This is a genomic window from Stutzerimonas tarimensis (assembly GCF_042648805.1).
GTDB classification, from domain to species: domain Bacteria; phylum Pseudomonadota; class Gammaproteobacteria; order Pseudomonadales; family Pseudomonadaceae; genus Azomonas; species Azomonas tarimensis.
This window is the reverse complement of the sequence record NZ_JBHRXZ010000027.1, coordinates 1-22077: the sequence shown is the minus strand read 5'-3', so window position 1 is coordinate 22077 and position 22077 is coordinate 1. Positions and strand designations below refer to the sequence as shown.

Genomic DNA, 22077 nt, shown 5'->3' with positions numbered 1-22077 from the left:
GGGGGCGACCGGCTGCATGCCATGGGCTGGGCCGTTCAGGGCGCATCCGCCTGCCGATCCAGATCGGTTATGGGGGGTGGTGTCGAGATACAGTAGATCCAGAGGGGCAGGCGGCATCCCATTTGCAGGGCCCATTAGGCCACACAGGCCAAGTGGTTTCCGGGCCACAAGAACTCAACGACCATCAGACGTAACAGGCGCCAGCCGATTGTGTCGGCGGCCTGGGAATGCCTGATGGCACGCCGGCTCCGAGCATCGACCGAGGTGAAGTCATGAGTATTTTCAGCCACTTCCAGCAACGCTTTGAAGCGACTCGCCAAGAGGAATATTCACTGCAGGAGTATCTCGATCTGTGCAAGCAGGATCCGAGAACCTATGCCACCGCGCCAGAACGCATGCTCATGGCCATCGGCGAGCCTGAACTCGTCGACACCACTAGCGACCCGCGTCTCTCGCGCATTTTCGCGAACAAGGTGATTCGCCGTTATCCGGCCTTCGCTGACTTTCACGGAATGGAAGACTGCATCGAGCAGATCGTTTCCTACTTCCGCCATGCCGCACAGGGGCTGGAAGAGAAGAAGCAGATCCTCTATCTCCTGGGCCCGGTCGGTGGGGGCAAGTCGTCCCTGGCCGAGAAGCTCAAGCAACTCATCGAGCACGTACCCTTCTACGCGATCAAGGGGTCGCCGGTCTTCGAGTCGCCCCTGGGCCTGTTCAATCCCGCCGAAGATGCCGAGATCCTCGAGGAGGACTACGGCATCTCTCGCCGTTACCTGAGCTCCATCATGTCGCCCTGGGCCACCAAGCGCCTGCAGGAGTATGGCGGCGACATCTCCAAGTTCCGTGTCGTGAAGCTCTATCCCTCGATTCTCAACCAGATCGCGGTCGCCAAGACCGAACCGGGCGACGAGAACAACCAGGACATCTCCGCGCTGGTGGGCAAGGTGGATATCCGCAAGCTCGAAGATTTCCCGCAGAACGACGCGGACGCCTACAGCTATTCGGGCGCGCTGTGCCGGGCCAACCAGGGCCTGATGGAGTTCGTGGAGATGTTCAAGGCTCCGATCAAAGTATTGCACCCACTGCTGACTGCCACGCAGGAGGGCAACTACAACAGTACCGAAGGCCTGGGCGCGATTCCCTTCAACGGCATCCTGCTGGCCCACTCCAACGAGTCGGAGTGGCATACCTTCCGCAACAACAAGAACAACGAGGCCTTCATCGACCGTATCTACATCGTCAAGGTGCCGTACTGCCTGCGTGTATCGGATGAGGTGAAGATCTACGACAAACTGCTGATCAACAGCTCGCTTTCCAGAGCGCACTGCGCGCCGGACACGTTGAAGATGCTGGCTCAGTTTTCGGTACTCTCGCGCCTGAAGGAACCGGAAAACTCCAACATCTACTCCAAGATGCGCGTCTATGACGGCGAGAACCTGAAGGACACCGACCCCAAGGCCAAGTCGATCCAGGAGTACCGCGACAACGCGGGCGTGGACGAAGGCATGAACGGGCTCTCTACCCGCTTCGCCTTCAAGATCCTGTCCAAGGTGTTCAACTTCGATCCGCATGAAATCGCCGCCAACCCGGTGCACCTGCTCTACGTGCTGGAGCAGCAGATCGAACAGGAGCAGTTCCCGGCCGAAGTGCGCGAGCGCTACCTGCGCTTCATCAAGGAGTACCTGGCGCCGCGTTACGTCGAGTTCATCGGCAAGGAGATCCAGACCGCCTACCTCGAGTCCTACAGCGAATACGGCCAGAACATCTTCGACCGTTATGTGCTGTACGCCGACTTCTGGATCCAGGACCAGGAATACCGCGACCCTGAAACCGGCGAGATCCTCAACCGCGCCTCGCTCAACGAGGAACTGGAAAAGATCGAGAAACCGGCCGGTATCAGCAACCCGAAGGACTTCCGCAACGAGATCGTCAACTTCGTCCTGCGCGCCCGCGCCAACAACAACGGCAAGAACCCCAGCTGGCTGTCGTACGAGAAGCTGCGCGCGGTGATCGAGAAGAAGATGTTCTCCAACACCGAGGACCTGCTGCCGGTCATCAGCTTCAACGCCAAGGCCAGCAAGGAAGACCAGCAGAAGCACAACGACTTCGTTACCCGCATGGTCGAGCGCGGGTATACCGAGAAGCAGGTGCGCCTGTTGTCCGAGTGGTATCTGCGGGTGCGCAAATCGCAGTAAGCAGCCTCAAGCCACAAGCTGTTAGCTGCAAGCAAGAGCACGGAGTGGCGAGTTGCAGGCACGGCTTGCAGCTTGTCGCTTGAAGCTTGCAGCTCCCCTGGAGGGGCCTATGAGTTACGTGATCGACCGACGCCTGAATGGCAAGAACAAGAGCACGGTAAACCGTCAGCGGTTTCTGCGGCGCTACCGTGGTCATATCAAGAAAGCAGTCGAGGAGGCGGTCGGCCGGCGCTCCATCACCGATATGGAGCATGGCGAACAAATCAGCATTCCCGGTCGCGATATCGACGAGCCGGTCCTGCACCATGGCAAGGGCGGCAAGCAGACCATCGTGCATCCCGGCAACAAGGAATTCGTCAGCGGGGATCGCATTCCCAGGCCTCAGGGCGGCGGTGGCGGCCAGGGTGCCGGCCAGGCCAGCAACAGCGGCGAGGGCATGGATGAGTTCGTCTTCCAGATCACCCAGGAAGAGTTTCTCGACTTCATGTTCGAGGACCTGGAGCTGCCCAATCTGATCAAGCGGCACATCACCGGCGCCGATACCTTCAAGACGGTGCGGGCAGGCATCAGCAGCGAGGGGAACCCGTCGCGCATCAATATCGTGCGCACGCTCCGCTCGGCCCACGCCCGGCGCATCGCCCTGTCGGGAAGCAGCCGTGGCAAGTTGCGTCAGGTCAAGGCCGAACTCGAACGCTTGCGGCTCGAAGAGCCGGACAACCTCGATGACATTCAGGCTGCCGAACTGGAGATCGAACGCCTGCGCAGCCGCATCGACCGGGTGCCCTTTCTCGACACCTTCGACCTCAAGTACAACCTGCTGTCGAAGCAGCCTAACCCCAGCTCCAAGGCGGTGATGTTCTGCCTGATGGACGTATCGGGCTCCATGACCCAGTCCACCAAGGACATCGCCAAGCGGTTCTTCATCCTGCTGTACCTGTTCCTGAAACGAAGCTACGACAAGATCGACGTGGTGTTCATTCGCCACCACACCAGCGCCAAGGAGGTGGACGAGGAAGAGTTCTTCTACTCGCGCGAGACAGGCGGGACCATCGTTTCCAGCGCGCTGAAGATGATGCAGGAGATCATGGCCGAGCGTTATCCGGTCAACGAGTGGAACATCTACGCAGCTCAGGCCTCGGATGGCGACAACTGGAACGACGACTCTCCGATCTGCCGGGACATCCTGGTCAACCAGATCATGCCGTTCGTCCAGTATTTTTCCTACGTGGAAATCACGCCCCGCGAGCACCAGGCGTTGTGGTACGAATACGAAAACGTGCGCGAGGCTTTCCCCGAAGGCTTCGCCCAGCAGCAACTGGTTTCCGCAGCGGATATCTATCCGGTGTTCCGTGAGCTTTTCCAGCGTCGGCTCGTCAGCTGAGGGGGATACATGAAACGTCAGCCCATCTCCACCGGCTCGGAATGGACGTTCGAGCTCATCCAGGAATACGATCGCCAGATCGGTCGCATTGCCGAACGCTACGGACTCGACACCTACCCCAACCAGATCGAGATCATCTCAGCTGAACAGATGATGGACGCTTATGCCTCGGTGGGCATGCCGATCGGCTATCACCACTGGTCCTATGGCAAGCAGTTCCTCTCCACCGAAAAAGGTTACAAGCGCGGCCAGATGGGGCTCGCCTATGAGATCGTGATCAACTCCGACCCCTGCATCGCCTACCTGATGGAAGAAAACACCATCATGATGCAGGCCCTGGTGATCGCCCATGCCTGCTATGGCCACAACAGCTTCTTCAAGGGCAATTACCTGTTCCGCACCTGGACCGATGCCAGCTCGATCATCGATTACCTGGTCTTCGCCAAGCAGTACATCGCCCGCTGCGAGGAGCGACACGGCATCGACGCGGTGGAAGACCTGCTGGATTCCTGCCATGCGCTGATGAACTACGGCGTCGACCGCTACAAGCGCCCCTACCCCATTTCCGCCGAAGAAGAACGTCGCCGCCAGGCCGAGCGTGAGGAGTACCTGCAGCGCCAGGTCAATGATCTCTGGCGCACCATCCCGCTGGCGCCGGGCAAGGAGCACGATCAGGACGAGCGCAAGCGATTCCCGGCCGAGCCCCAGGAAAACATCCTCTATTTCATCGAAAAGCATGCGCCGCTGCTGGAGCCCTGGCAACGCGAGGTGGTGCGCATCGTACGCAAGGTGGCGCAGTACTTCTATCCGCAGCGCCAGACCCAGGTCATGAACGAAGGTTGGGCGACCTTCTGGCACTACACGCTGGTCAATGATCTCTACGACGAGGGCCTGGTCGACGAAGGCTTCATGATCGAGTTCCTGCAATCGCACTGCGGGGTGATCTTCCAGCCAGGCTTTGACAGTCCCTACTACAGTGGCATCAACCCCTACACACTGGGCTTCTCGATGTTCCGCGACATCCGCCGGATCTGCGAAAACCCGACCGAAGAGGACAAGCGCTGGTTCCCCGACATGGCCGGCAGCGACTGGTTGACCACCGTCAAATTCGCGATGAACAACTTCAAGGATGAAAGCTTCATCCTGCAGTTCCTTTCGCCAAAGGTGATTCGCGACCTCAAGCTGTTCAGTATCCTCGACGATGATCGCCAGGAACACCTGTCGGTCCCGGCCATCCACGACGACGATGGCTACCGCACCATCCGCGAACTGCTGGCAGCGCAATACAACCTCGGCAATCGCGAACCCAACATCCAGGTGTTCAATGTCGACCTGCGCGGCGACCGCTCGCTCACGCTGCGTCACCAGCAGCACAACCGCAAACCGCTCGGCGAGTCCACCCAGGAGGTCCTCAAGCACCTCCACCGGCTGTGGGGCTTCGATGTGCACCTGGAGTCGCGCCAGGACGATGTGCTGGTCAGCGTCCACCACATGCCCCCACACCCTGCCCCTGACGACGGGCGGCGCATGGACCTGTCCATGACCGTGTGATGGCCGGTTGAACCCTGGGGTGGGCTGAAGCCCACCCTGCAGGCCATTCCCTCAGGCCCGCCCCCAGGCGCTTTCTTCGGCTTTGCTCGTTTTTTCCCGTATCCTCCGCGCCAGGAGGTACTCCCATGCAAATCTACAAAGTCGGCGGCGCCGTTCGGGATCGGCTGCTTGGACGCCCGGTCACCGAGGTGGACTGGGTGGTGGTCGGCGCCAGCGCCGAGGAGATGGCTCGGCAGGGATTTCGCCCGGTTGGCAGCGATTTCCCGGTATTCCTGCATCCACAGACCGGCGAGGAATACGCCCTGGCCCGTACCGAGCGCAAGAGTGGTCGGGGTTATGGAGGCTTTACCTTCTTCACCAGTCCAGAGGTCACCCTGGAGCAAGACCTGCTCCGCCGCGACCTGACCATCAACGCCATGGCCGAGGACGAACAGGGTCAGGTCATCGACCCCTATGGCGGCAGGCACGACCTGCAGGCCCGATTGCTGCGCCACGTTTCCCCCGCCTTCGCCGAAGACCCGCTGCGCGTACTCCGGGTGGCTCGCTTTGCCGCCCGCTATGCAGGGCTCGGCTTTACCGTCGCCGCGCAAACCTGTGAGCTGATGCGTGGGCTCGCCGAATCCGGCGAACTGCAGGCGCTGACGCCGGAGCGCAGCTGGAAAGAGATCTCCCGCGCCCTGATGGAGCCGCATCCCGAGGTGTTCGTTCGCACCCTGCATGAGTGCGGCGCGCTGGGCGATGTGCTGCCGGAAGTCGAAGCGCTGTTCAGCGCCGGGACCGGTCAGCAACGGTTGCGCGTGCTCGAGCAGTGCGCCCGTCATGACCAGCCGCTGGCGGTCCGCTGGGCCTGCCTGGTGCAGGACCCGGGCGCGATCGATAACGAGCGGCCTGAGTCGCCTACCTCCCCGCATCTGGCGCGGATCGACGCCCTCAACCAGCGCTGCAAGCCACCGCGCGACTGCCAGGAACTCGCCAGCCTGGTGGGGCAGTACCGGGTCCTGGCCCAAACCCCGGAAAGTCTGTCACCCGCGCAACTGCTGGCGCTGCTGCAGCGCTTCGATGTCTATCGCCGTCCGCTGCGGCTCGAACAATTTCTCGCCGCCTGCGAAATGGAAGCCAGGGCCCAGGGATTCGCCAGCGGCAGCCACCCTCAGGGCGATTACCTGCGCGGCGCCGCCTCGGTTGCCCGCGGCGTGACCGTGCAGCCGCTGCTCGCCCAGGGCTACAAGGGCGCGGAGCTGGGCGAGGCGCTCAGCCGTGAGCGTGAAAAAGCGTTGGCCGGCTACATGAAGGCGCCGTGAAAGGCCGGAGCGCGGGCAGCGAGCCAGACTCACAGGGCTAGGGTCTGTTGACGCAGCAACGCGGCTCGCGATGAAACGTCAACAGACCCTAGGGCGCGGTATGCGCCTCGAGCAGCCAATCCGGTGTCAGCGCCTGGCCCTGCCACTCGAAAGGCGCAGGCCAGAGCGCCTGCTCGATCCTCGCCTCACCCCACAGGTCGGCGTATGCCTTGTCCTCGCCGGGGTGCCGCTGATCGGGTACCAGCAACGCCAGTGGCCAGAGCACAAAGGCGTTGCGCAGGATCTCCGCCCTGGGCAGCACCAGGCCATCGAAATTGCCCACCAGATCACCATAGGCGAGCACATCGATATCCAGCGGCAACCCCTTGCGATCGGCCGCATAACGGCCATTGTCGGCCTCGATGAATTTCAGCCGGCGGTCGAGCGCCATCAACGGCAGGGTGGTCAATCCGGCCACCGCCAGGTTGTAGAAATTGGCGCCCTTGTAGCCGACTGCCAGGCTCTCGAAGACGGGTGAGCAGCGCATGTCGACAAGGATCGTGGCCAGCGCATCGAGTCCGCCGCTCAGGTGCTTTTCCCGCTCGACGTTACTACCGAGGCCCAGCAGTACTGGCGTCATCGACTGCCACGCTCGATCTCGACACCCAGCCGGCGGGCCCGCGGATTGACGCCGGGCTTGGTGATGCGCAGCCGTAGCCAGGGTATCCCGAACTCCTGCATAAGGGTCTCGGCCAGCCGCTCGGCGAATGTCTCCACGAGTTCGAAACGCGCCGCCTCGGCGAAGCGCTCGATCGCCTGGCCGACCCTGGCATAATCCAGCGCCTGGTTCAGGTCGTCCCCCTCGGCCGCCGGATGTATGTCCCAGCCCAGGTGCAGGTCGAGGTGCAGGCACTGGCGGATGCCGCGCTCCCAGTCGTAGGCGCCGATCAGGGTCTCGACCTCCAACCCTTCGATAAATACTGTATCCACTAGCCTTCTCCCGCGAGACGACAACCCAGCCTGGTGTCGCTAGACTCTGGAGCGCCCTTGCTCCGGATTAATATCAATGTTCTGGCTGCTGACCCTGCTCGCCTACCTGCTCGGCTCGCTGTCGTTCGCCATCCTGCTCAGCCGCCTGACGGGCCTGCCCGACCCGCGCGACAGCGGCTCCGGCAACCCGGGCGCCACCAACATGTACCGCGTGGCCGGCAAGCGCCTGGCCGTTCTCACCCTGCTCGGCGATCTCTGCAAGGGATTGCTCCCCGTGCTGCTGGCTCGCGCGCTGGGCCTGTCGCCTGATCAGCAAGCCTGGATCGGTCTCGCTGCGGTGGCCGGGCATACATTTCCGCTGTTCTTTCGCTTCCATGGCGGCAAGGGTGTCGCCACCGCGGCCGGCGTCCTGTTCGGTCTGTCCTGGCCGGCCGCCCTGTTGGCGGTCGTCGGCTGGGCCGCCACCTTCGGTCTGACCCGTACCAGCTCGCTGGCGGCACTCTGCGCCCTGGCCCTGAGCCTGCCACTGCTGGCCTGGCAGCAGACTGGCCTGATGCCCATGAGCCTGCTGGCCTGCCTTATCGTCTGGCGGCACCGGGTCAATCTCGAGAAGCTCTACGCCGGCAAGGAGCACCGTTTCAAACGCTAGAGACAGGCTGGAGGCACGCCGCGCGCGGGTCAAGCAGCCGCTCCGCCTTTCTCGCGGGCCTGTCGCTGCCGGCTAACGGAGGAGCGCGATCAGATCGCTGGCAGACTCTCCATCGACCAGCGCGCCTGCACACCAATCGCCGGCCCCTCGTGCTGCCCGGCCAGCAGCCGCTGGCAGCCGGCATAGGCGATCATCGCACCGTTATCGGTACAGAAACGCGGCCGCGCATAGAATACCTGCCCGCCCAACTCCTCCAGCATGTCAGCCAGTGAGGATCGCAACGCCTGGTTGGCGCTGACGCCACCGGCGATCACCAGTTGCTTGAGGCCGGTCTGCTTCAGGGCTCGACGGCATTTGATGGTCAGCGTAGCGACCACCGCCTGCTCGAAGGCCAGGGCAATATCGCAGCGCGTCTGCTCGCCCTCGTCGCCGGCGGTACGGCACTGCTGCCAAGTGTTCAGCGCAAAGGTCTTGAGCCCGCTGAAGCTGAAATCCAGCCCAGGCCGGTCGGTCATCGGCCGCGGAAACACGAAGCGCCCAGGCGTACCACGAAGCGCCAGGCGGGCAATCTCCGGCCCGCCCGGGTAGCCGAGCCCGAGCAGCTTGGCGGTCTTGTCGAAGGCTTCGCCCGCCGCGTCGTCGACCGACTCGCCGAGCAACTCGTAGCGGCCGATGCCATCGACCTTGACCAGTTGGGTATGCCCGCCGGACACCAGCAGGGCCACGAAGGGAAACGCCGGCGGCTGCTCCTCGAGCATCGGTGCCAGCAGATGCCCTTCCATGTGGTGCACGCCAAGAGCCGGTATGCCCCAGCCCAGGGCCAGCGCCTGGGCGCAAGAGGCGCCCACCAGAAGCGCACCGACCAGGCCGGGGCCTGCCGTGTAGGCGACCGCCTGAATATCTGCCGGGGCCTTCCCAGCGTTCGTGAGCACCTCACGGATCAGCGGCAGCATCCGCTTGACGTGGTCACGCGAGGCAAGCTCCGGCACCACCCCGCCATAGAGGCGATGCAGGTCGATCTGGCTGAACAGCGCATCGGCCAGCAGGCCCTGATCGCTGTCGTACAGCGCCACGCCGGTTTCATCGCAGGAGGTTTCCAAGCCCAGCACTAGCATGGGTACAGCACCTGAGAGGTAGCAAATGAGAGCCGCGCATAGTAAAGGTCAGGCCAGGTACCGACCAGCGCTTTTCGACTGCAGGGCTTTGCATTCGCCAGGTCAACGGGGTAACATCCGCAACCCTTAAATCCCAGCGTGCTGCGAGCCATTTGCCGAAGCGCGTTGCCCGGTAATCAAGTTGAAGGTACGCCCTGGATGCCCGCTGTCAAAGTTAAAGAGAACGAACCTTTCGACGTAGCCCTGCGTCGCTTCAAGCGCTCCTGCGAAAAGGCCGGTGTACTGGCCGAAGTGCGCAGCCGCGAGTTCTACGAGAAGCCCACTTCCGAGCGCAAGCGCAAGGCGGCCGCTGCCGTCAAGCGTCATGCCAAGAAGGTTCAGCGCGAGCAGCGTCGCAGCGTCCGTCTGTACTGACAGACCTGCACTGACTCCCGCATCGGGTCGGCCTGCCGACCCAGCCGAAAGACTCCGCTTCGCCAAGGGCGAACCTGCGGAGTCTTGTCGTTTCTGGCTTACCGCCTGAGCTCCGAGTCGCCGCTGGCATGATCCCGCAAAGCTTCATCGACGATCTCCTCAACCGCACCGACATCGTCGAAGTGGTGGGTTCTCGTATCGCGCTGAAGAAAGCCGGGAAAAACTACACCGCGCGCTGCCCCTTCCACAATGAGAAGACCCCCTCGTTCTCGGTCAGCCCCGACAAGCAGTTCTACTACTGCTTTGGTTGCGGCGCTGGCGGCAACGCCCTGGGCTTCATCATGGACCACGACCACCTGGACTTTCCACAGGCGGTCGAGGATCTGGCCAAGCGCGCCGGCCTGGACGTCCCGCGAGAAGACTCGCGCGGCCACAAGCCCAGGCAACCGGTCGACTCACCCCTCTACCCCCTGCTGGAAGCGTCCGCCGAGTATTTCCGCCAGGCGCTCAAGCAGCATCCGGCGCGGCGCGCCGCGGTGGACTACCTCAAGGGCCGCGGACTGACCGGGGTGATCGCTCGCGATTTCGGCCTGGGCTTCGCGCCTCCCGGCTGGGACAACCTGCTCAAGCACCTGGGCGGTGACAGTCTGCAGCAGAAGGCCATGATCGACGCCGGCCTGCTCATCGAGAATGCCGAGAACGGCAAGCGCTACGACCGCTTTCGCGACCGGATCATGTTTCCTATCCGCGACAGCCGCGGACGAGTGATCGCTTTTGGCGGCCGGGTCCTGGGCGACGACAAGCCCAAGTACCTCAACTCTCCGGAAACCCCGGTATTCCATAAAGGCCAGGAACTCTACGGCCTCTACGAAGCGCGCAAGTACAACCGCGACCTCGACGAAGTGCTGGTGGTAGAGGGTTACATGGACGTCATCGCCCTTGCCCAGCAAGGGCTGCGCAACGCAGTGGCCACCCTCGGTACGGCCACAAGCGAGGAGCACATCAAGCGACTGTTCCGCCTGGTTCCAAACATCCTGTTCTGCTTTGACGGCGACATGGCCGGGCGCAAGGCCGCCTGGCGAGCCCTGGAAGCGACGCTGCCGAACCTGCAGGACGGCAAGCGTGCGCGCTTTCTGTTCGTCCCCGAAGGCGAGGATCCGGACAGCCTGGTCCGCGCCGAAGGCGAAGACGCCTTTCGCGCGCGCATGCTCCAGCAGGCCCAGCCATTGGCCGACTACTTCTTCCAGCAACTTTCCGAAGAAGCCGACCCCCGCTCACTGGAAGGCAAGGCGCACCTTGCCACCCTCGCCGCACCACTGATCGAAAAGATTCCGGGGGCCAACCTGCGCGCACTGATGCGTCGCCGCCTGGGCGAACTGACCGGCCTGAGTGGCGAGGCGGCGTCCGAGCCCGCCTCGCCACGCCCACCGCAGCCCTCGGAAGAGTCGTACTTTCGCAACGTCGAGGAGCAGGAGAGCCCCGCGCCGACCGCTTATCGGAATACCCACGGCAAGCCGAAGCGCAAGGAATGGCAGAAGGACCGTCCCCGACAGGATTTCCAGCGCCGTGAAAAGCGCGCTCCCGTCGCGGTGGAACCGCCAACCCTGGCAGCCCTGCGCACCCTGCTTCGCCACCCGGAACTCGCCCAGAAAGTCGAGGATGTCAGCCATTTCGCCGAAGAAGACCACACCTATGCCCAATTACTGGTAGCCCTGCTGGGCGCCCTGCAGAAGAATCCCGGGCTGCGGACGCTGCAACTGCTGGCCCGCTGGCACGGCACCGATCAAGGTCGCCTGCTGCGCGCTCTGGCAGAGAAGGAATGGCTGATTTCAAGTGACAACCTTGAACAGCAATTTTTCGACACCATTAATCGTCTAGCCGCCGCTCAGCACGAGCGCCGCCTCGAGCACCTGCTCCGCAAAGCACGCGAAGGTGAACTCAGTGCCGAGGAAAAGGATCATCTACGTGACTTGTTGCAACGCGACAAGGCACCCGTCTCCCCGACCTCAACTGGCGCCTGAGGTCAGGTCTGGGCTATAATGCTCAGCTTGTATTCAGCCCGCCAGAACTATCAGTGGATAGGGTTTTATGTCCGGAAAAGCGCAACAGCAGTCCCGTCTCAAAGAGTTGATTCAGCGTGGCCGAGAGCAAGGCTACCTGACCTATGCCGAGGTCAACGACCACCTGCCTGAGGATATTTCCGATCCTGAGCAGGTGGAAGACATCATCCGCATGATCAATGACATGGGCATCAATGTATTCGAGACCGCTCCGGATGCCGATGCCCTGCTCCTGGCCGAGGCCGATACCGACGAAGCCGCCGCCGAAGAAGCCGCCGCCGCCCTGGCTGCGGTGGAGACCGACATCGGCCGCACCACCGACCCGGTGCGCATGTACATGCGTGAAATGGGTACGGTCGAACTGCTGACCCGCGAAGGCGAAATCGAGATCGCCAAGCGCATCGAGGAAGGCATTCGCGAAGTCATGAGCGCGATCGCCCACTTCCCCGGCACGGTCGACAGCATCCTCGCCGAGTATGAGCGGGTGACCACCGAAGGTGGCCGCCTGACTGACGTCTTCAGTGGCTACATCGATCCGGACGACGATGGCGCCGCCGCCGAGGAAGTCGTGCCCGTCGCCCCGCCAGCCGCCAAGGCCGCCGGTGACGACGAAAAGGACGACGAGGAAGAAGGCGACAGCGACGACGAGGAAGAAGAAGGCGATGGCGGCCCGGACCCCGAGGTGGCTCGCCTGCGCTTCGGCGCGGTAGCCGAGCAGCTCGAGAAGGCCAAGAAGACGATCAAGAAGCATGGCCGCCACAGCGACCAGGCTGTCGAAGAGCTGTTCGCCCTTGCCGAACTGTTCATGCCCATCAAGCTCATTCCCAAGCAGTATGACGCCCTGGTGGAGCGCGTGCGGACCTCCCTGGCCAACATCCGCGGCCAGGAACGCGCCATCATGCAGCTGGCTGTGCGCGATGCGCGCATGCCCCGCGGTGACTTCCTGCGCCTGTTCCCCAACGAGGAGACCAACCTCGACTGGGCCGACGGCATTGCCAGCGGCAAGAGCAAGTACGCCGATGCCCTGGCCGCCCAGGCGCCTGCGATCAAGGCCAACCAGCAGAAGCTGATCGACCTGGAGAAGGAAGTCGGCCTGAGCATCGCCGACATCAAGGACATCAACCGTCGCATGTCCATCGGCGAAGCCAAGGCTCGCCGCGCCAAGAAGGAAATGGTCGAGGCCAACCTGCGCCTGGTGATCTCCATCGCCAAGAAGTACACCAACCGCGGCCTACAATTCCTCGACCTGATCCAGGAAGGCAACATCGGCCTGATGAAGGCGGTGGACAAGTTCGAATACCGCCGCGGCTACAAGTTCTCGACCTACGCCACCTGGTGGATTCGCCAGGCGATCACCCGCTCGATCGCCGATCAGGCGCGTACCATCCGTATCCCGGTGCACATGATCGAGACGATCAACAAGCTCAACCGCATTTCCCGCCAGATGCTGCAGGAGATGGGTCGCGAACCGACCCCGGAAGAGCTGGGCGAGCGCATGGAAATGCCCGAGGACAAGATCCGCAAGGTCCTGAAGATCGCCAAGGAACCGATCTCCATGGAGACGCCCATCGGCGACGACGAAGACTCGCACCTGGGCGACTTCATCGAAGACTCCACCATGCAGTCGCCCATCGAGGTGGCCACCGTGGAGAGCCTCAAGGAAGCCACCCGCGAAGTGCTTTCCGGGCTTACCGCACGTGAGGCCAAGGTCCTGCGCATGCGCTTTGGCATCGACATGAACACCGACCACACCCTCGAGGAAGTCGGCAAGCAGTTCGATGTCACCCGCGAGCGCATCCGCCAGATCGAGGCCAAGGCGCTTCGCAAGTTGCGCCATCCCACGCGTAGCGAGCATCTACGCTCCTTCCTCGACGAGTGAACCAGAAGCCCCGGACCAGCCGGGGCTTTTGCCATCCGCCCCGGCAGACTCCCCACCGCCCATCAGACCGCGTTATGCTCGGCCTTCGCCCACGGACGGACCGAACGCCATGCACGGATCCGACAGCACCAACGCCGACCGACTCCAGGCCCTTGACCAGGCCGCTCTGCTCCAGGGTTTTCACCAGCGCAGCCTGGTGGAAGGCGAGCTCATCGGCAGCCCAGGCGGCTCGCGCAACAGCGTGTTCATCGTACGCAGCGGCCGCATTCGGGTGTTCCTGTCCTTTGAAGACAAGGAGTACTCGCTCACCTTTCTCGAAGCGGGGGACATCTACAGCACCCACAGCGGCGCCTACCTGCAGGCCGTGCGCCCCACCGACGTACTGGTCGGCGACACCGCCCTGATGCTCAGCACCCTCGGCTCGCTGCCCGGCGCCGTGCCCATCGTCATTCGCGTGCTTGGCCAGACCCTGGCCAACTCCATGCGCCTGATCGAAGACCTCGCCTTTCGCGACGTCGAAGGCCGCCTGGCGCGCTTCTTCGACGGCATGCTCAGCCGCAAGGGACGCCTGCATGACGGTGTGCAACGCCTGGAACTGGACCTCAACACCGAAGACATTGCCCGCCTGCTCGGTACCACCCGTCAGACCGTGTCCTCGCTGATCAACCGGATGGCCCGCGAAGGCATCCTCAGCCGGGTCCGGCCGGGAACCTTCGACATCCACCGCCCCGACCTGCTCAAACAGCGCAGCCAGCGCGCCGGCAAGGTGTCGGCTGGCTGACAGACGCACCCTCAGGCACCTCCTAGCATCACCGCCACGGCCAGACACCGCCCAACCGGAACCAGGAGAGATGCCATGCCCAGCCTCACCACCTATCGCAACGTCGCCGGCGACCAGCCATTGCCCTACATCGAATGCGACCGCAGCATCCGCACCATCTACTCGCGCATCCAGCACTACATCCGAAAGGACGACGGCAGCTGCTCCCTCTGCGGCTACTTTCGCGACAAGATCGGCACCCGCAACGGCTTCGAACCCGACGCCCGCCTGATCCTCCACGCCCAAATCAACGTCATCCACGAACTCTTCGAGCGCAACGGCGACCACGAAATGGTCTCCCTGCTGCAGCGCGTGGAAGACGACTGCTGCTGACCTCGCAATCAGTTGGCGCACCCAAGGCCCGGCCGGTATAATCCGCCAGCCTTCTGGGGGCCTATAGCTCAGTTGGTTAGAGCAGAGGACTCATAATCCTTTGGTCCACGGTTCGAGTCCGTGTGGGCCCACCACCTTCAAAGCCGCGCCTAGCGCGGCTTCATGCTTTTTGGCCCCAGCGCCTGATCACAAACCCCACCCGCTGCGAACAGCGCCTCCAGCCGGAAACCCGACGCCGGAGCAGAGGCGCGCCAGTCTATCTGTAGCCCTGAAGCTACAAACAAGCGCACCTTCAAATTCCAGAACCCGATGCGGCAGAACTACAAGCGCACCTCAAGGCACTGGAAGCCACCCTTAGCGTAAACCCCGAAAACCTGCACTCGGTCATCACCGATGATGCCCTGGAAACCAGAGACGCCGCGTATATAGCGAATCCCATTGAGGTTGCTGCCCGAGCCAAAGGCATGATCGCCGCAAAAAATGCGGTTCGTTAAGCGCCTCCCGCCCTCACCGGCTCTAATCCTCAATTAGACAGTGAGCCGAATAACCGGCATGATCGGCTCACCTAATGAGCCGAATAGATTCGCTAATCGGCTCACAGTGAGCAAGCCCCATGAACGACCCTTTCTGGATCTGGCAGCAGCCCGAGTGGCCGCACTTCAGCTGGCAAGCCGAACCGCTTGCCCCGCTGCTGCGCGCCTGCACGCAGGCCCAGGGGCGCTTGCTCGGCATGCTCGGTGCGGTCGGGAGTGATACCGAAGCGCAAAGCAGCCTGGATGCCATGCTGCAGAACATCGTTACTTCATCAGCCATTGAGGGCGAGCAGCTGAACGTCGGCTCGGTGCGTTCCTCGCTAGCGCGGCGCTTGGGGGTTAGCGAGGAAGGTCGCACCACGGCGCGCTCAGAAGGCCTGGCGGAATTGCTGCTAGATGCAACTTGCGCACATCAGCAGCCGCTAGACCTGCAGAGACTGTACAAGTGGCACTGCTGGCTGTTCCCCAGCGATGACAACCTGTCAGCGCGCCCGCTACGGATCGGTGCACTGCGTGGCGACGAGCCTATGCAGGTTGTTTCTGGCCGCATCGACCAGCCTACGGTGCATTTTGAGGCACCGCCGCGCACCGGACTGGAAGAGCAACTGTCCAAGTTTCTCACTTGGTTCGAGAGCAGCCGCAGCGATGCCAGCCTCGACCCGTCGTTGCGCGCTGGGATTGCCCATTTCTGGTTCGTCACCCTCCACCCCTTCGATGATGGCAATGGCCGCCTCACTCGCGCTATCACCGACTTGGCGCTGGCCCAGGGTGAGCAGCAGGCCATTCGTTTCTACGCCATGTCCGCCAGTATCCTTGATGACCGCGCCGGCTATTACCGCATCCTCGAAGCCAGCCAGAAAGGCACGCTGGATATCACCGCTTGGCTGCAGTGGTTTCTCGACACGTTACTCAAGAGTTTGGAGCAAGCCCTTGCCCGCATCGACAGAGTGCTGGCCAAGGCGCGCTTCTGGCAGACGCATCGCGGCCAGCCCCTTTCCACCGAACAGGTCAAAGTGCTCAATCGCCTGCTAGATGGCGGCGAACGCGGCTTTGAGGACGGCATCAGCGCCGCTCAGTACCAGGCCGTCGCCAAGGTTTCCAAGGCCACTGCGACCCGCCACCTTGCGGACCTCCTTGCGAAAGGCTGCTTGGTCCGCCTTTCTGGTGGTGGGCGCAGCACGCGTTATCGCGCGAACACTGACGGCGGAGATAGCGGCGCATCGATCGGCCCGTGAGGGCGGCTGGCAGCCTGGCTACAGATGCACTGGATGACGAATTCGAGGAGCTCGGAGCTGGCCGACGCGATGAAGCAGATCCGCGAGCGCGCGTTCAGTCCATGCCGCAACGTTCGGGTCAGCTTTGCCAACCCGAACCTTTCGCAGTTCGGACACTACGTTGGTGTCGAGAACGAACAATGTCGGCTCGGTACTGCTGGCCCACTCAGCGCCCCATCATCAACCCCTGATGAGCCGCAACAGCCTCCCGCAGGAAATCCCAGGTGACCCGCATGCGGGCGATGTCCTTGCTCTCCACGGGCATGAGCATCCAGAACGTGCGGATGAATTCCACCTCTTCGGCCAGCACCTGCTGCAGCCCAGGCGCGTGACTGGCGGCGAAGTTGGGCAGGATGGCGAGGCCGGCTCCGGCCTTCGCGGCTTCCAGTTGCGCGAGGATGCTGGTGCTGCGCAGGGACGCCTGGCCGGGTTTGCCGATTTCATCGAAGTAGGTCAGTTCCTTGCTGTAGAGCAGATCCTCGATGTAGCTGACAAAGCCGTGCTCGCGCAGGTCTTCGCGGCGGCGGATGGGCGCGTGGCTGTCCAGGTAGTCTGCCGAGGCGTAGAGGCGCAGGGAGTAGTCGGTCAGCCGGGTAATGATGTAGGGGCCCCGCTCCGGGCGTTCGAGGGTGATGGCGATGTCCGCTTCGTGGCGGGCCAGGCGCACCATGCGCGGAACGGCCAGGAGATCGATGTGCAGGTCCGGGTGCAGGCGTGTGAGCCCGGCAAGCTGTCCGGCCAGGAACTCAACGCCGAAGCCTTCGGTCGCGCCGATGCGCACCAGGCCGGACACCCCGCCGCTGCCTTCATCCACTTCCTGCTCGATGGAGAGGAACGCGCTTTCCATCGCCTCGGCCTGGGCGGACAGGCGGCGGCCGGCCTCGGTCAGGCTGTAGCCGCTACCCGATCGCAGGAACAACGGACGCCCGAGTGACTTCTCCAGCGCCTGGACCCGCCGCGCCACGGTGGTGTGATCGACCCCGAGCCGCCGTGCGGCCGCGGTGAGGCGGCCGGCCCGCGAAAGCTCGAGAAAATAGCGGAGGTTGTCCCAGTCCATGTCGCCGCCTTTTATCTGTGTGGCTGCATTGTGCCGGGATGCCGGGGAAAAGCCAGACGACGGCCCATATAAAAACATACCATATTGTTTTGTTTTTGCTATGATCCAGACGCCCGGTGCCTTCTGACCGGCACTGCAACGGCCTCTAACAAGAACAAAGGAGCCTGACGTGCACATAGGCATTCCCCTCGAAACCCGCCCCGGGGAGACGCGTGTCGCCGCGACCCCGGATACCGTGAGGAAACTCATCGCCCAGGGCCATCAGGTCACGCTCGAGCATGACGCCGGCCTTGCCGCTGCCCTGCCCGACACGGCTTTTGCCGCCGTCGGTGCCAGCCTTGGTACCGCCTCGGATGCTCTGGGTGCCGAGTTGGTGCTGAAGGTCGCCTCGCCCAGTGATGCCGAGCTGGGGTTGATGAACCCCGGCGCGGCACTGGTGGGCATGCTCGATCCCTTCGATGATGCCCTGATCACGCGGATGGCCAAACGCGGCCTCACCGCCTTCGCCCTGGAGGCCGCCCCGCGCACCTCCCGCGCCCAGAGCCTCGATGTGCTGTCGTCACAGGCCAACATCGCCGGCTACAAGGCGGTGTTGCTGGCCGCTGATCATTACCCACGCTTCATGCCGATGCTGATGACTGCCGCCGGCACTGTAAAGGCGGCGCGGGTGCTGGTGCTCGGCGCCGGGGTGGCCGGCTTGCAGGCGATCGCCACGGCCAAGCGCCTGGGCGCGGTGGTCGAGGCGTCGGATGTGCGCCCGGCAGTCAAGGAGCAGATCGAGTCGCTTGGTGCCAGGTTCATCGAGGTGCCTTTCGAGACCGAGGAGGAGTGCGCCTGAGCCGAGGGCGTCGGCGGTTATGCCCGGCCGATGCCGGAAAGCTGGATGAAGCGCCAGGCCCAGGCGGTGCACGAGCGTGCCCGGCAGGCCGACATTGTCATCACCACCGCGCTGATCCCCGGCCGCCGGGCTCCGACCCTGCTGCACGAGGAAACGGTGACGCAGATGAAGCCGGGCTCGGTGGTGGTGGATCTGGCCGCCGCCCAAGGCGGTAACTGCCCGCTCACCGAGCCCGATCAGGTGGTGATCCGGCACGGGGTGACACTGATCGGCTACAGCAACCTGCCGGCCCGGGTCGCTGCCGATGCCTCGGCGCTCTACGCCCGCAACCTGCTGGATTTCCTCAAGCTGGTGATCGATGGCGAGGGGCGCCTTGCCCCCGACCGCGAGGACGACATCGTCGCCGCCTGCCTGATGTGCGAAGGCGGCCAGGTGTTGCGCCAGAACCGCTGACCCCCAGAACAACGACAAGAGGCTTTCTCATGGACATGATTTCCGACGGCGTCTACAACCTGATCATCTTCATGCTGGCGATCTACGTGGGATACCACGTGGTGTGGAACGTCACCCCGGCCCTGCACACGCCCCTGATGGCGGTGACCAACGCGATTTCCGCCATCGTCATCGTTGGCGCCATGCTGGCCGCCGCACTCACCCTGACCCCGCTGGGCAAGGCCATGGGCACCCTGGCGGTGGGGCTGGCCGCGGTGAACGTGTTCGGCGGTTTCCTGGTTACCCGGCGGATGCTGGAGATGTTTCGCAAGAAGGCGCCAAAGGCCGCGCCTGCTGCGAACCCTGCCTCGGCTGACGTCGCTTCGGCGCAGGTCGCCGTGCTGGCGGAGGCCAAGTAGATGAGCATGAACCTGATCACCCTGCAGTACATGGTCGCCTCGGTGTGCTTCATCCAGGCGCTCAAGGGGCTCTCGCACCCCACCAGTTCGCGGCGCGGCAACCTGTTCGGCATGGCCGGCATGGGCCTGGCGATCATCACCACGATGATGCTGGTGTTCCAGCTCTCCAGCGAGATCGCCTCCACCGGCATCGGCTTCGTGGTGGTGGGCCTGCTGATCGGAGGCTCGATCGGCACGCTGATGGCCCGGCGCGTGGAAATGACCAAGATGCCCGAGCTGGTGGCCTTCATGCACAGCATGATCGGCCTGGCCGCGGTGTTCATCGCCATCGCCGCAGTGGTCGAGCCGCAGTCGCTGGGCATCGTCGCGGCCATGACCGACCCGATCCCGGCGGGCAATCGCCTGGAGCTGTTTCTGGGCGCGGCCATCGGCGCCATCACCTTTTCCGGTTCGGTGATCGCCTTTGGCAAGCTCTCGGGCAAGTACCGGTTCCGCCTGTTCCAGGGCGCGCCGGTGGCCTTTAGGGGCCAGCACCTGATCAACCTGGCCATCGGCCTGGCGATCCTCGGGCTGGGGCTGGTGTACAGCCTCACCGGCAACGTCAGTGCCTTTGCCATGCTGCTAGTGTTGGCCTTCGTCATCGGCGTGCTGATCATCATCCCCATCGGCGGCGCCGACATGCCGGTGGTGGTGTCGATGCTCAACAGCTACTCGGGCTGGGCGGCGGCAGGGATCGGCTTTTCGCTGAACAACTCGATGCTGATCATCGCCGGCTCGCTGGTGGGTTCTTCCGGGGCGATCCTTTCCTACATCATGTGCAAGGCGATGAACCGCTCGTTCATCAACGTGATCCTCGGTGGCTTCGGCGCCGAGGCCGGGGCTGCAGGCCCGGCCTCGGCGCAGCAGGAACGCAACGTGAAGTCCGGCTCGGCCGACGATGCGGCCTTTCTGCTGGCCAACGCCGACAGCGTGATCATCGTCCCGGGCTACGGCCTGGCGGTGGCTCGTGCCCAGCATGCGCTGATGGAGCTCGCCGAAAAGCTGAGCCACGCCGGGGTCACGGTGAAGTTCGCCATCCACCCGGTAGCCGGGCGCATGCCGGGGCACATGAACGTGCTGCTGGCCGAGGCCGAGGTGCCCTACGAGCAGGTGTTCGAGATGGACGACATCAACGCCGAGTTCGGCCAGACCGACGTGGTGCTGGTGCTGGGCGCCAACGACGTGGTCAATCCGGCGGCCAAGACCGACCCGCACTCGCCCATCGCCGGCATGCCGATCCTCGATGCCTACAAGGCACGCACGGTGATCGTGAACAAGCGCTCCATGGCCAGCGGCTATGCCGGCCTCGACAACGAGCTGTTCTACATGGACAAGACCATGATGGTGTTCGGCGATGCCAGGAAGGTGATCGAGGACATGGTCAAGGCGGTGGAGTGATCGCCTCTCGCCTGCCCTGCCCTCCGGGCGCAGGCAAGGCCGTCCGCTTAACACAGGAGAGCCAACAAGCATGAACCCGCCCTCGTTTCGTCTGGATGGCCGCGTCGCCCTGGTGACTGGCGCTTCCAGTGGGCTTGGCCAGCACTTTGCAGGCACCCTTGCCCGGGCCGGCGCACGGGTAGCCATCTGCGCTCGCCGTAGCGACCGGCTGACGGCCCTGGCGCAAATGCTCGAGCAAGCCGGTGCACAGGTGCTGGCAGTACCGGTGGACGTGACCGACCCTGCCTCGGTGCGGGCCGCCTTCGACAGGGTCGAACAGGGGCTGGGCACGGTCGAGGTGGTGGTGAACAACGCCGGCATCACCGCCACCGGGAGTCTGCTGGAAACCGACTCGCAGGCCTGGGACGAAGTGCTCGATACAAACCTCGGCGGCAGCTACATCGTCGCCCGGGAAGGGGCCAGGCGTCTGGTCCGGGCCGAACGCTCGGGGAGCATCATCAATGTCGCCTCGATCCTTGGCCTCCGGGTGGCGGGCGGCACCAGCGCCTATGCCACGTCCAAGGCCGGGCTCATCCAGTTGAGCAAGGCCATGGCGCTGGAGCTAGCTCGCCACGAAATCAGGGTAAATGCCCTCGCTCCCGGCTATGTGGAGACCGACCTGAACCGCGACTTCCTGGCCAGCGAGGCCGGGCAGCGGTTGATCAGTCGGATTCCGCAACGGCGTGTGGCGACACCGGAAGACCTGGACGGCGCACTGCTGCTGCTCGCCTCGGACGCAGGCCGCTACATCACCGGCACGGTCATTCCGGTCGATGGCGGCCACCTGATCAGTTCGCTCTAGACACCTTTCATCTTCACAACAAGAGCGCCGCAAGCGCCGGAGTACCCCCACCATGACATCCACCGAAATGATTGCCCGAGGCGCTGAGCTCATGTTGTTCGGCATGGGATTCGTGTTCTGCTTTCTTGTACTGCTGATCGTCTGCGTGCGCCTCATGTCGTCGCTCGTGGGCCGCCTCGAAGGGCCACAGGCACTCCAGCTCGCACCCGTCGAAAGCCCCTCTGCGCACGTGGATGACGAGACCTTCACTGCCATTCGCATCGCCCTCCAACGCCACCGTGCCCGTCGGGGCTGAAAAGGAGTTCGACATGACCAGCCGTAACCAGCCACTCGGCATCACCGATGTGGTGCTTCGTGACGCCCACCAATCCATCCTCGCTACCCGGGTCCGCCTGGAAGACATGCTGCCGATCGCGCCCAAGCTCGATCAGGTGGGCTTCTGGTCGGTGGAATCCTGGGGTGGGGCGACCTTCGATGCCTGCATCCGCTACCTTGGAGAAGACCCCTGGGAGCGTATCCGCGCCCTGAAGCAGGCCATGCCCAACACCCGCCAGCAGATGCTGCTGCGTGGCCAGAACC

At 63.5% G+C, this 22077-nt stretch carries 19 protein-coding genes, 1 tRNA gene and 3 pseudogenes; 19 read left to right on the top strand and 4 right to left on the bottom strand.

Annotated elements, in window-relative coordinates:
* Positions 1–272: 272 nt before the first annotated feature.
* From ACFOMF_RS16770 to ACFOMF_RS16755, 4 genes are all read left to right on the top strand, one after another.
* A complete protein-coding gene (locus ACFOMF_RS16770) occupies positions 273–2195 on the top strand; it encodes a PrkA family serine protein kinase (protein ID WP_386367010.1) in 1923 nt (640 codons plus the stop codon).
* 109 nt (positions 2196–2304) lie between these two features.
* Complete coding sequence (locus tag ACFOMF_RS16765; RefSeq protein WP_386367009.1) at positions 2305–3576, top strand: YeaH/YhbH family protein; 1272 nt, start codon at positions 2305–2307, stop codon at positions 3574–3576.
* Between the two features lie 9 nt (positions 3577–3585).
* Positions 3586–5127 (top strand): SpoVR family protein, encoded by a 1542-nt coding sequence (locus ACFOMF_RS16760; RefSeq protein WP_386367007.1) that lies wholly within the window; start codon positions 3586–3588, stop codon positions 5125–5127.
* A gap of 125 nt (positions 5128–5252) precedes the next feature.
* Entirely contained in the window at positions 5253–6428 is a 1176-nt protein-coding gene (locus ACFOMF_RS16755) for a multifunctional CCA addition/repair protein (RefSeq protein WP_386367004.1), read from the top strand.
* Between the two features lie 88 nt (positions 6429–6516).
* On the opposite strand, the gene folK is transcribed toward ACFOMF_RS16755, so the two are convergent.
* Positions 6517–7047, bottom strand: a complete 531-nt coding sequence (gene folK / locus ACFOMF_RS16750; RefSeq protein WP_386367002.1) for a 2-amino-4-hydroxy-6-hydroxymethyldihydropteridine diphosphokinase — start codon at positions 7045–7047, stop codon at positions 6517–6519.
* Entirely contained in the window at positions 7044–7397 is a 354-nt protein-coding gene (gene folB, locus ACFOMF_RS16745; RefSeq protein ID WP_386367000.1) for a dihydroneopterin aldolase, read from the bottom strand. Before folB ends, folK begins: the two co-directional genes overlap by 4 nt.
* A gap of 76 nt (positions 7398–7473) precedes the next feature.
* On the opposite strand from folB, the gene plsY reads away from it, so the two are divergent.
* Entirely contained in the window at positions 7474–8046 is a 573-nt protein-coding gene (gene plsY, locus ACFOMF_RS16740) for a glycerol-3-phosphate 1-O-acyltransferase PlsY (protein ID WP_386366998.1), read from the top strand.
* Positions 8047–8135: 89 nt separating this feature from the next.
* On the opposite strand, the gene tsaD is transcribed toward plsY, so the two are convergent.
* Complete coding sequence (gene tsaD / locus ACFOMF_RS16735) at positions 8136–9161, bottom strand: tRNA (adenosine(37)-N6)-threonylcarbamoyltransferase complex transferase subunit TsaD (RefSeq protein ID WP_386366996.1); 1026 nt, start codon at positions 9159–9161, stop codon at positions 8136–8138.
* A gap of 198 nt (positions 9162–9359) precedes the next feature.
* On the opposite strand from tsaD, the gene rpsU reads away from it, so the two are divergent.
* From rpsU to ACFOMF_RS16695, 8 genes and pseudogenes are all read left to right on the top strand, one after another.
* Positions 9360–9575: a 30S ribosomal protein S21 gene (gene rpsU / locus ACFOMF_RS16730; RefSeq protein WP_003296736.1), complete on the top strand. Its 216-nt coding sequence runs from the start codon at positions 9360–9362 to the stop codon at positions 9573–9575.
* A 128-nt stretch (positions 9576–9703) separates the two neighbouring features.
* Entirely contained in the window at positions 9704–11596 is a 1893-nt protein-coding gene (gene dnaG, locus ACFOMF_RS16725; protein ID WP_386366993.1) for a DNA primase, read from the top strand.
* Positions 11597–11663: 67 nt separating this feature from the next.
* Entirely contained in the window at positions 11664–13514 is a 1851-nt protein-coding gene (gene rpoD, locus ACFOMF_RS16720; RefSeq protein ID WP_386366991.1) for an RNA polymerase sigma factor RpoD, read from the top strand.
* 109 nt (positions 13515–13623) lie between these two features.
* A complete protein-coding gene (locus tag ACFOMF_RS16715) occupies positions 13624–14295 on the top strand; it encodes a Crp/Fnr family transcriptional regulator (RefSeq protein ID WP_386366989.1) in 672 nt (223 codons plus the stop codon).
* Positions 14296–14370: 75 nt separating this feature from the next.
* Positions 14371–14667 (top strand): N(2)-fixation sustaining protein CowN, encoded by a 297-nt coding sequence (gene cowN / locus ACFOMF_RS16710; RefSeq protein ID WP_386366987.1) that lies wholly within the window; start codon positions 14371–14373, stop codon positions 14665–14667.
* 57 nt (positions 14668–14724) lie between these two features.
* Positions 14725–14801 (top strand) — tRNA-Ile (locus tag ACFOMF_RS16705).
* 148 nt (positions 14802–14949) lie between these two features.
* A pseudogene (locus ACFOMF_RS16700) lies at positions 14950–15059 on the top strand (nuclease); the annotation flags it as partial.
* Positions 15060–15280: 221 nt separating this feature from the next.
* Positions 15281–16435, top strand: coding sequence for a Fic family protein (locus tag ACFOMF_RS16695; RefSeq protein WP_386366985.1), 1155 nt, complete (start codon positions 15281–15283; stop codon positions 16433–16435).
* Between the two features lie 205 nt (positions 16436–16640).
* On the opposite strand, the gene ACFOMF_RS16690 is transcribed toward ACFOMF_RS16695, so the two are convergent.
* Complete coding sequence (locus tag ACFOMF_RS16690) at positions 16641–17531, bottom strand: LysR family transcriptional regulator (protein ID WP_386366983.1); 891 nt, start codon at positions 17529–17531, stop codon at positions 16641–16643.
* A gap of 169 nt (positions 17532–17700) precedes the next feature.
* Here ACFOMF_RS16690 and ACFOMF_RS16685 point away from each other — a divergent pair.
* The 6 genes and pseudogenes from ACFOMF_RS16685 to ACFOMF_RS16660 form a co-directional block, all read left to right on the top strand.
* Positions 17701–18822, top strand: a pseudogene (locus ACFOMF_RS16685) (Re/Si-specific NAD(P)(+) transhydrogenase subunit alpha).
* A gap of 29 nt (positions 18823–18851) precedes the next feature.
* Positions 18852–19220, top strand: a complete 369-nt coding sequence (locus ACFOMF_RS16680; RefSeq protein ID WP_386366981.1) for an NAD(P) transhydrogenase subunit alpha — start codon at positions 18852–18854, stop codon at positions 19218–19220.
* Positions 19221–20657 (top strand): NAD(P)(+) transhydrogenase (Re/Si-specific) subunit beta, encoded by a 1437-nt coding sequence (locus ACFOMF_RS16675; RefSeq protein WP_386366979.1) that lies wholly within the window; start codon positions 19221–19223, stop codon positions 20655–20657. It abuts the gene before it with no gap.
* Positions 20658–20727: 70 nt separating this feature from the next.
* Entirely contained in the window at positions 20728–21498 is a 771-nt protein-coding gene (locus ACFOMF_RS16670) for an SDR family NAD(P)-dependent oxidoreductase (protein ID WP_386366977.1), read from the top strand.
* A gap of 52 nt (positions 21499–21550) precedes the next feature.
* Complete coding sequence (locus tag ACFOMF_RS16665) at positions 21551–21793, top strand: OadG family protein (protein ID WP_386366976.1); 243 nt, start codon at positions 21551–21553, stop codon at positions 21791–21793.
* A 13-nt stretch (positions 21794–21806) separates the two neighbouring features.
* Positions 21807–22077 (top strand): annotated as a pseudogene (locus ACFOMF_RS16660) (oxaloacetate decarboxylase); the annotation flags it as partial.

Bases quoted from the DNA above. Each gene is read 5' to 3' on its own strand.
- ACFOMF_RS16770 (WP_386367010.1), top strand. From the start codon at position 273: ATGAGTATTTTCAGCCACTTCCAGCAACGCTTTGAAGCGACTCGCCAA.
- ACFOMF_RS16765 (WP_386367009.1), top strand. From the start codon at position 2,305: ATGAGTTACGTGATCGACCGACGCCTGAATGGCAAGAACAAGAGCACG.
- ACFOMF_RS16760 (WP_386367007.1), top strand. From the start codon at position 3,586: ATGAAACGTCAGCCCATCTCCACCGGCTCGGAATGGACGTTCGAGCTC.
- ACFOMF_RS16755 (WP_386367004.1), top strand. From the start codon at position 5,253: ATGCAAATCTACAAAGTCGGCGGCGCCGTTCGGGATCGGCTGCTTGGA.
- folK (WP_386367002.1), bottom strand. From the start codon at position 7,047: ATGACGCCAGTACTGCTGGGCCTCGGTAGTAACGTCGAGCGGGAAAAG.
- plsY (WP_386366998.1), top strand. From the start codon at position 7,474: ATGTTCTGGCTGCTGACCCTGCTCGCCTACCTGCTCGGCTCGCTGTCG.
- tsaD (WP_386366996.1), bottom strand. From the start codon at position 9,161: ATGCTAGTGCTGGGCTTGGAAACCTCCTGCGATGAAACCGGCGTGGCG.
- rpsU (WP_003296736.1), top strand. From the start codon at position 9,360: ATGCCCGCTGTCAAAGTTAAAGAGAACGAACCTTTCGACGTAGCCCTG.
- dnaG (WP_386366993.1), top strand. From the start codon at position 9,704: ATGATCCCGCAAAGCTTCATCGACGATCTCCTCAACCGCACCGACATC.
- rpoD (WP_386366991.1), top strand. From the start codon at position 11,664: ATGTCCGGAAAAGCGCAACAGCAGTCCCGTCTCAAAGAGTTGATTCAG.
- ACFOMF_RS16715 (WP_386366989.1), top strand. From the start codon at position 13,624: ATGCACGGATCCGACAGCACCAACGCCGACCGACTCCAGGCCCTTGAC.
- cowN (WP_386366987.1), top strand. From the start codon at position 14,371: ATGCCCAGCCTCACCACCTATCGCAACGTCGCCGGCGACCAGCCATTG.
- ACFOMF_RS16695 (WP_386366985.1), top strand. From the start codon at position 15,281: ATGAACGACCCTTTCTGGATCTGGCAGCAGCCCGAGTGGCCGCACTTC.
- ACFOMF_RS16690 (WP_386366983.1), bottom strand. From the start codon at position 17,531: ATGGACTGGGACAACCTCCGCTATTTTCTCGAGCTTTCGCGGGCCGGC.
- ACFOMF_RS16680 (WP_386366981.1), top strand. From the start codon at position 18,852: ATGGACATGATTTCCGACGGCGTCTACAACCTGATCATCTTCATGCTG.
- ACFOMF_RS16675 (WP_386366979.1), top strand. From the start codon at position 19,221: ATGAGCATGAACCTGATCACCCTGCAGTACATGGTCGCCTCGGTGTGC.
- ACFOMF_RS16670 (WP_386366977.1), top strand. From the start codon at position 20,728: ATGAACCCGCCCTCGTTTCGTCTGGATGGCCGCGTCGCCCTGGTGACT.
- ACFOMF_RS16665 (WP_386366976.1), top strand. From the start codon at position 21,551: ATGACATCCACCGAAATGATTGCCCGAGGCGCTGAGCTCATGTTGTTC.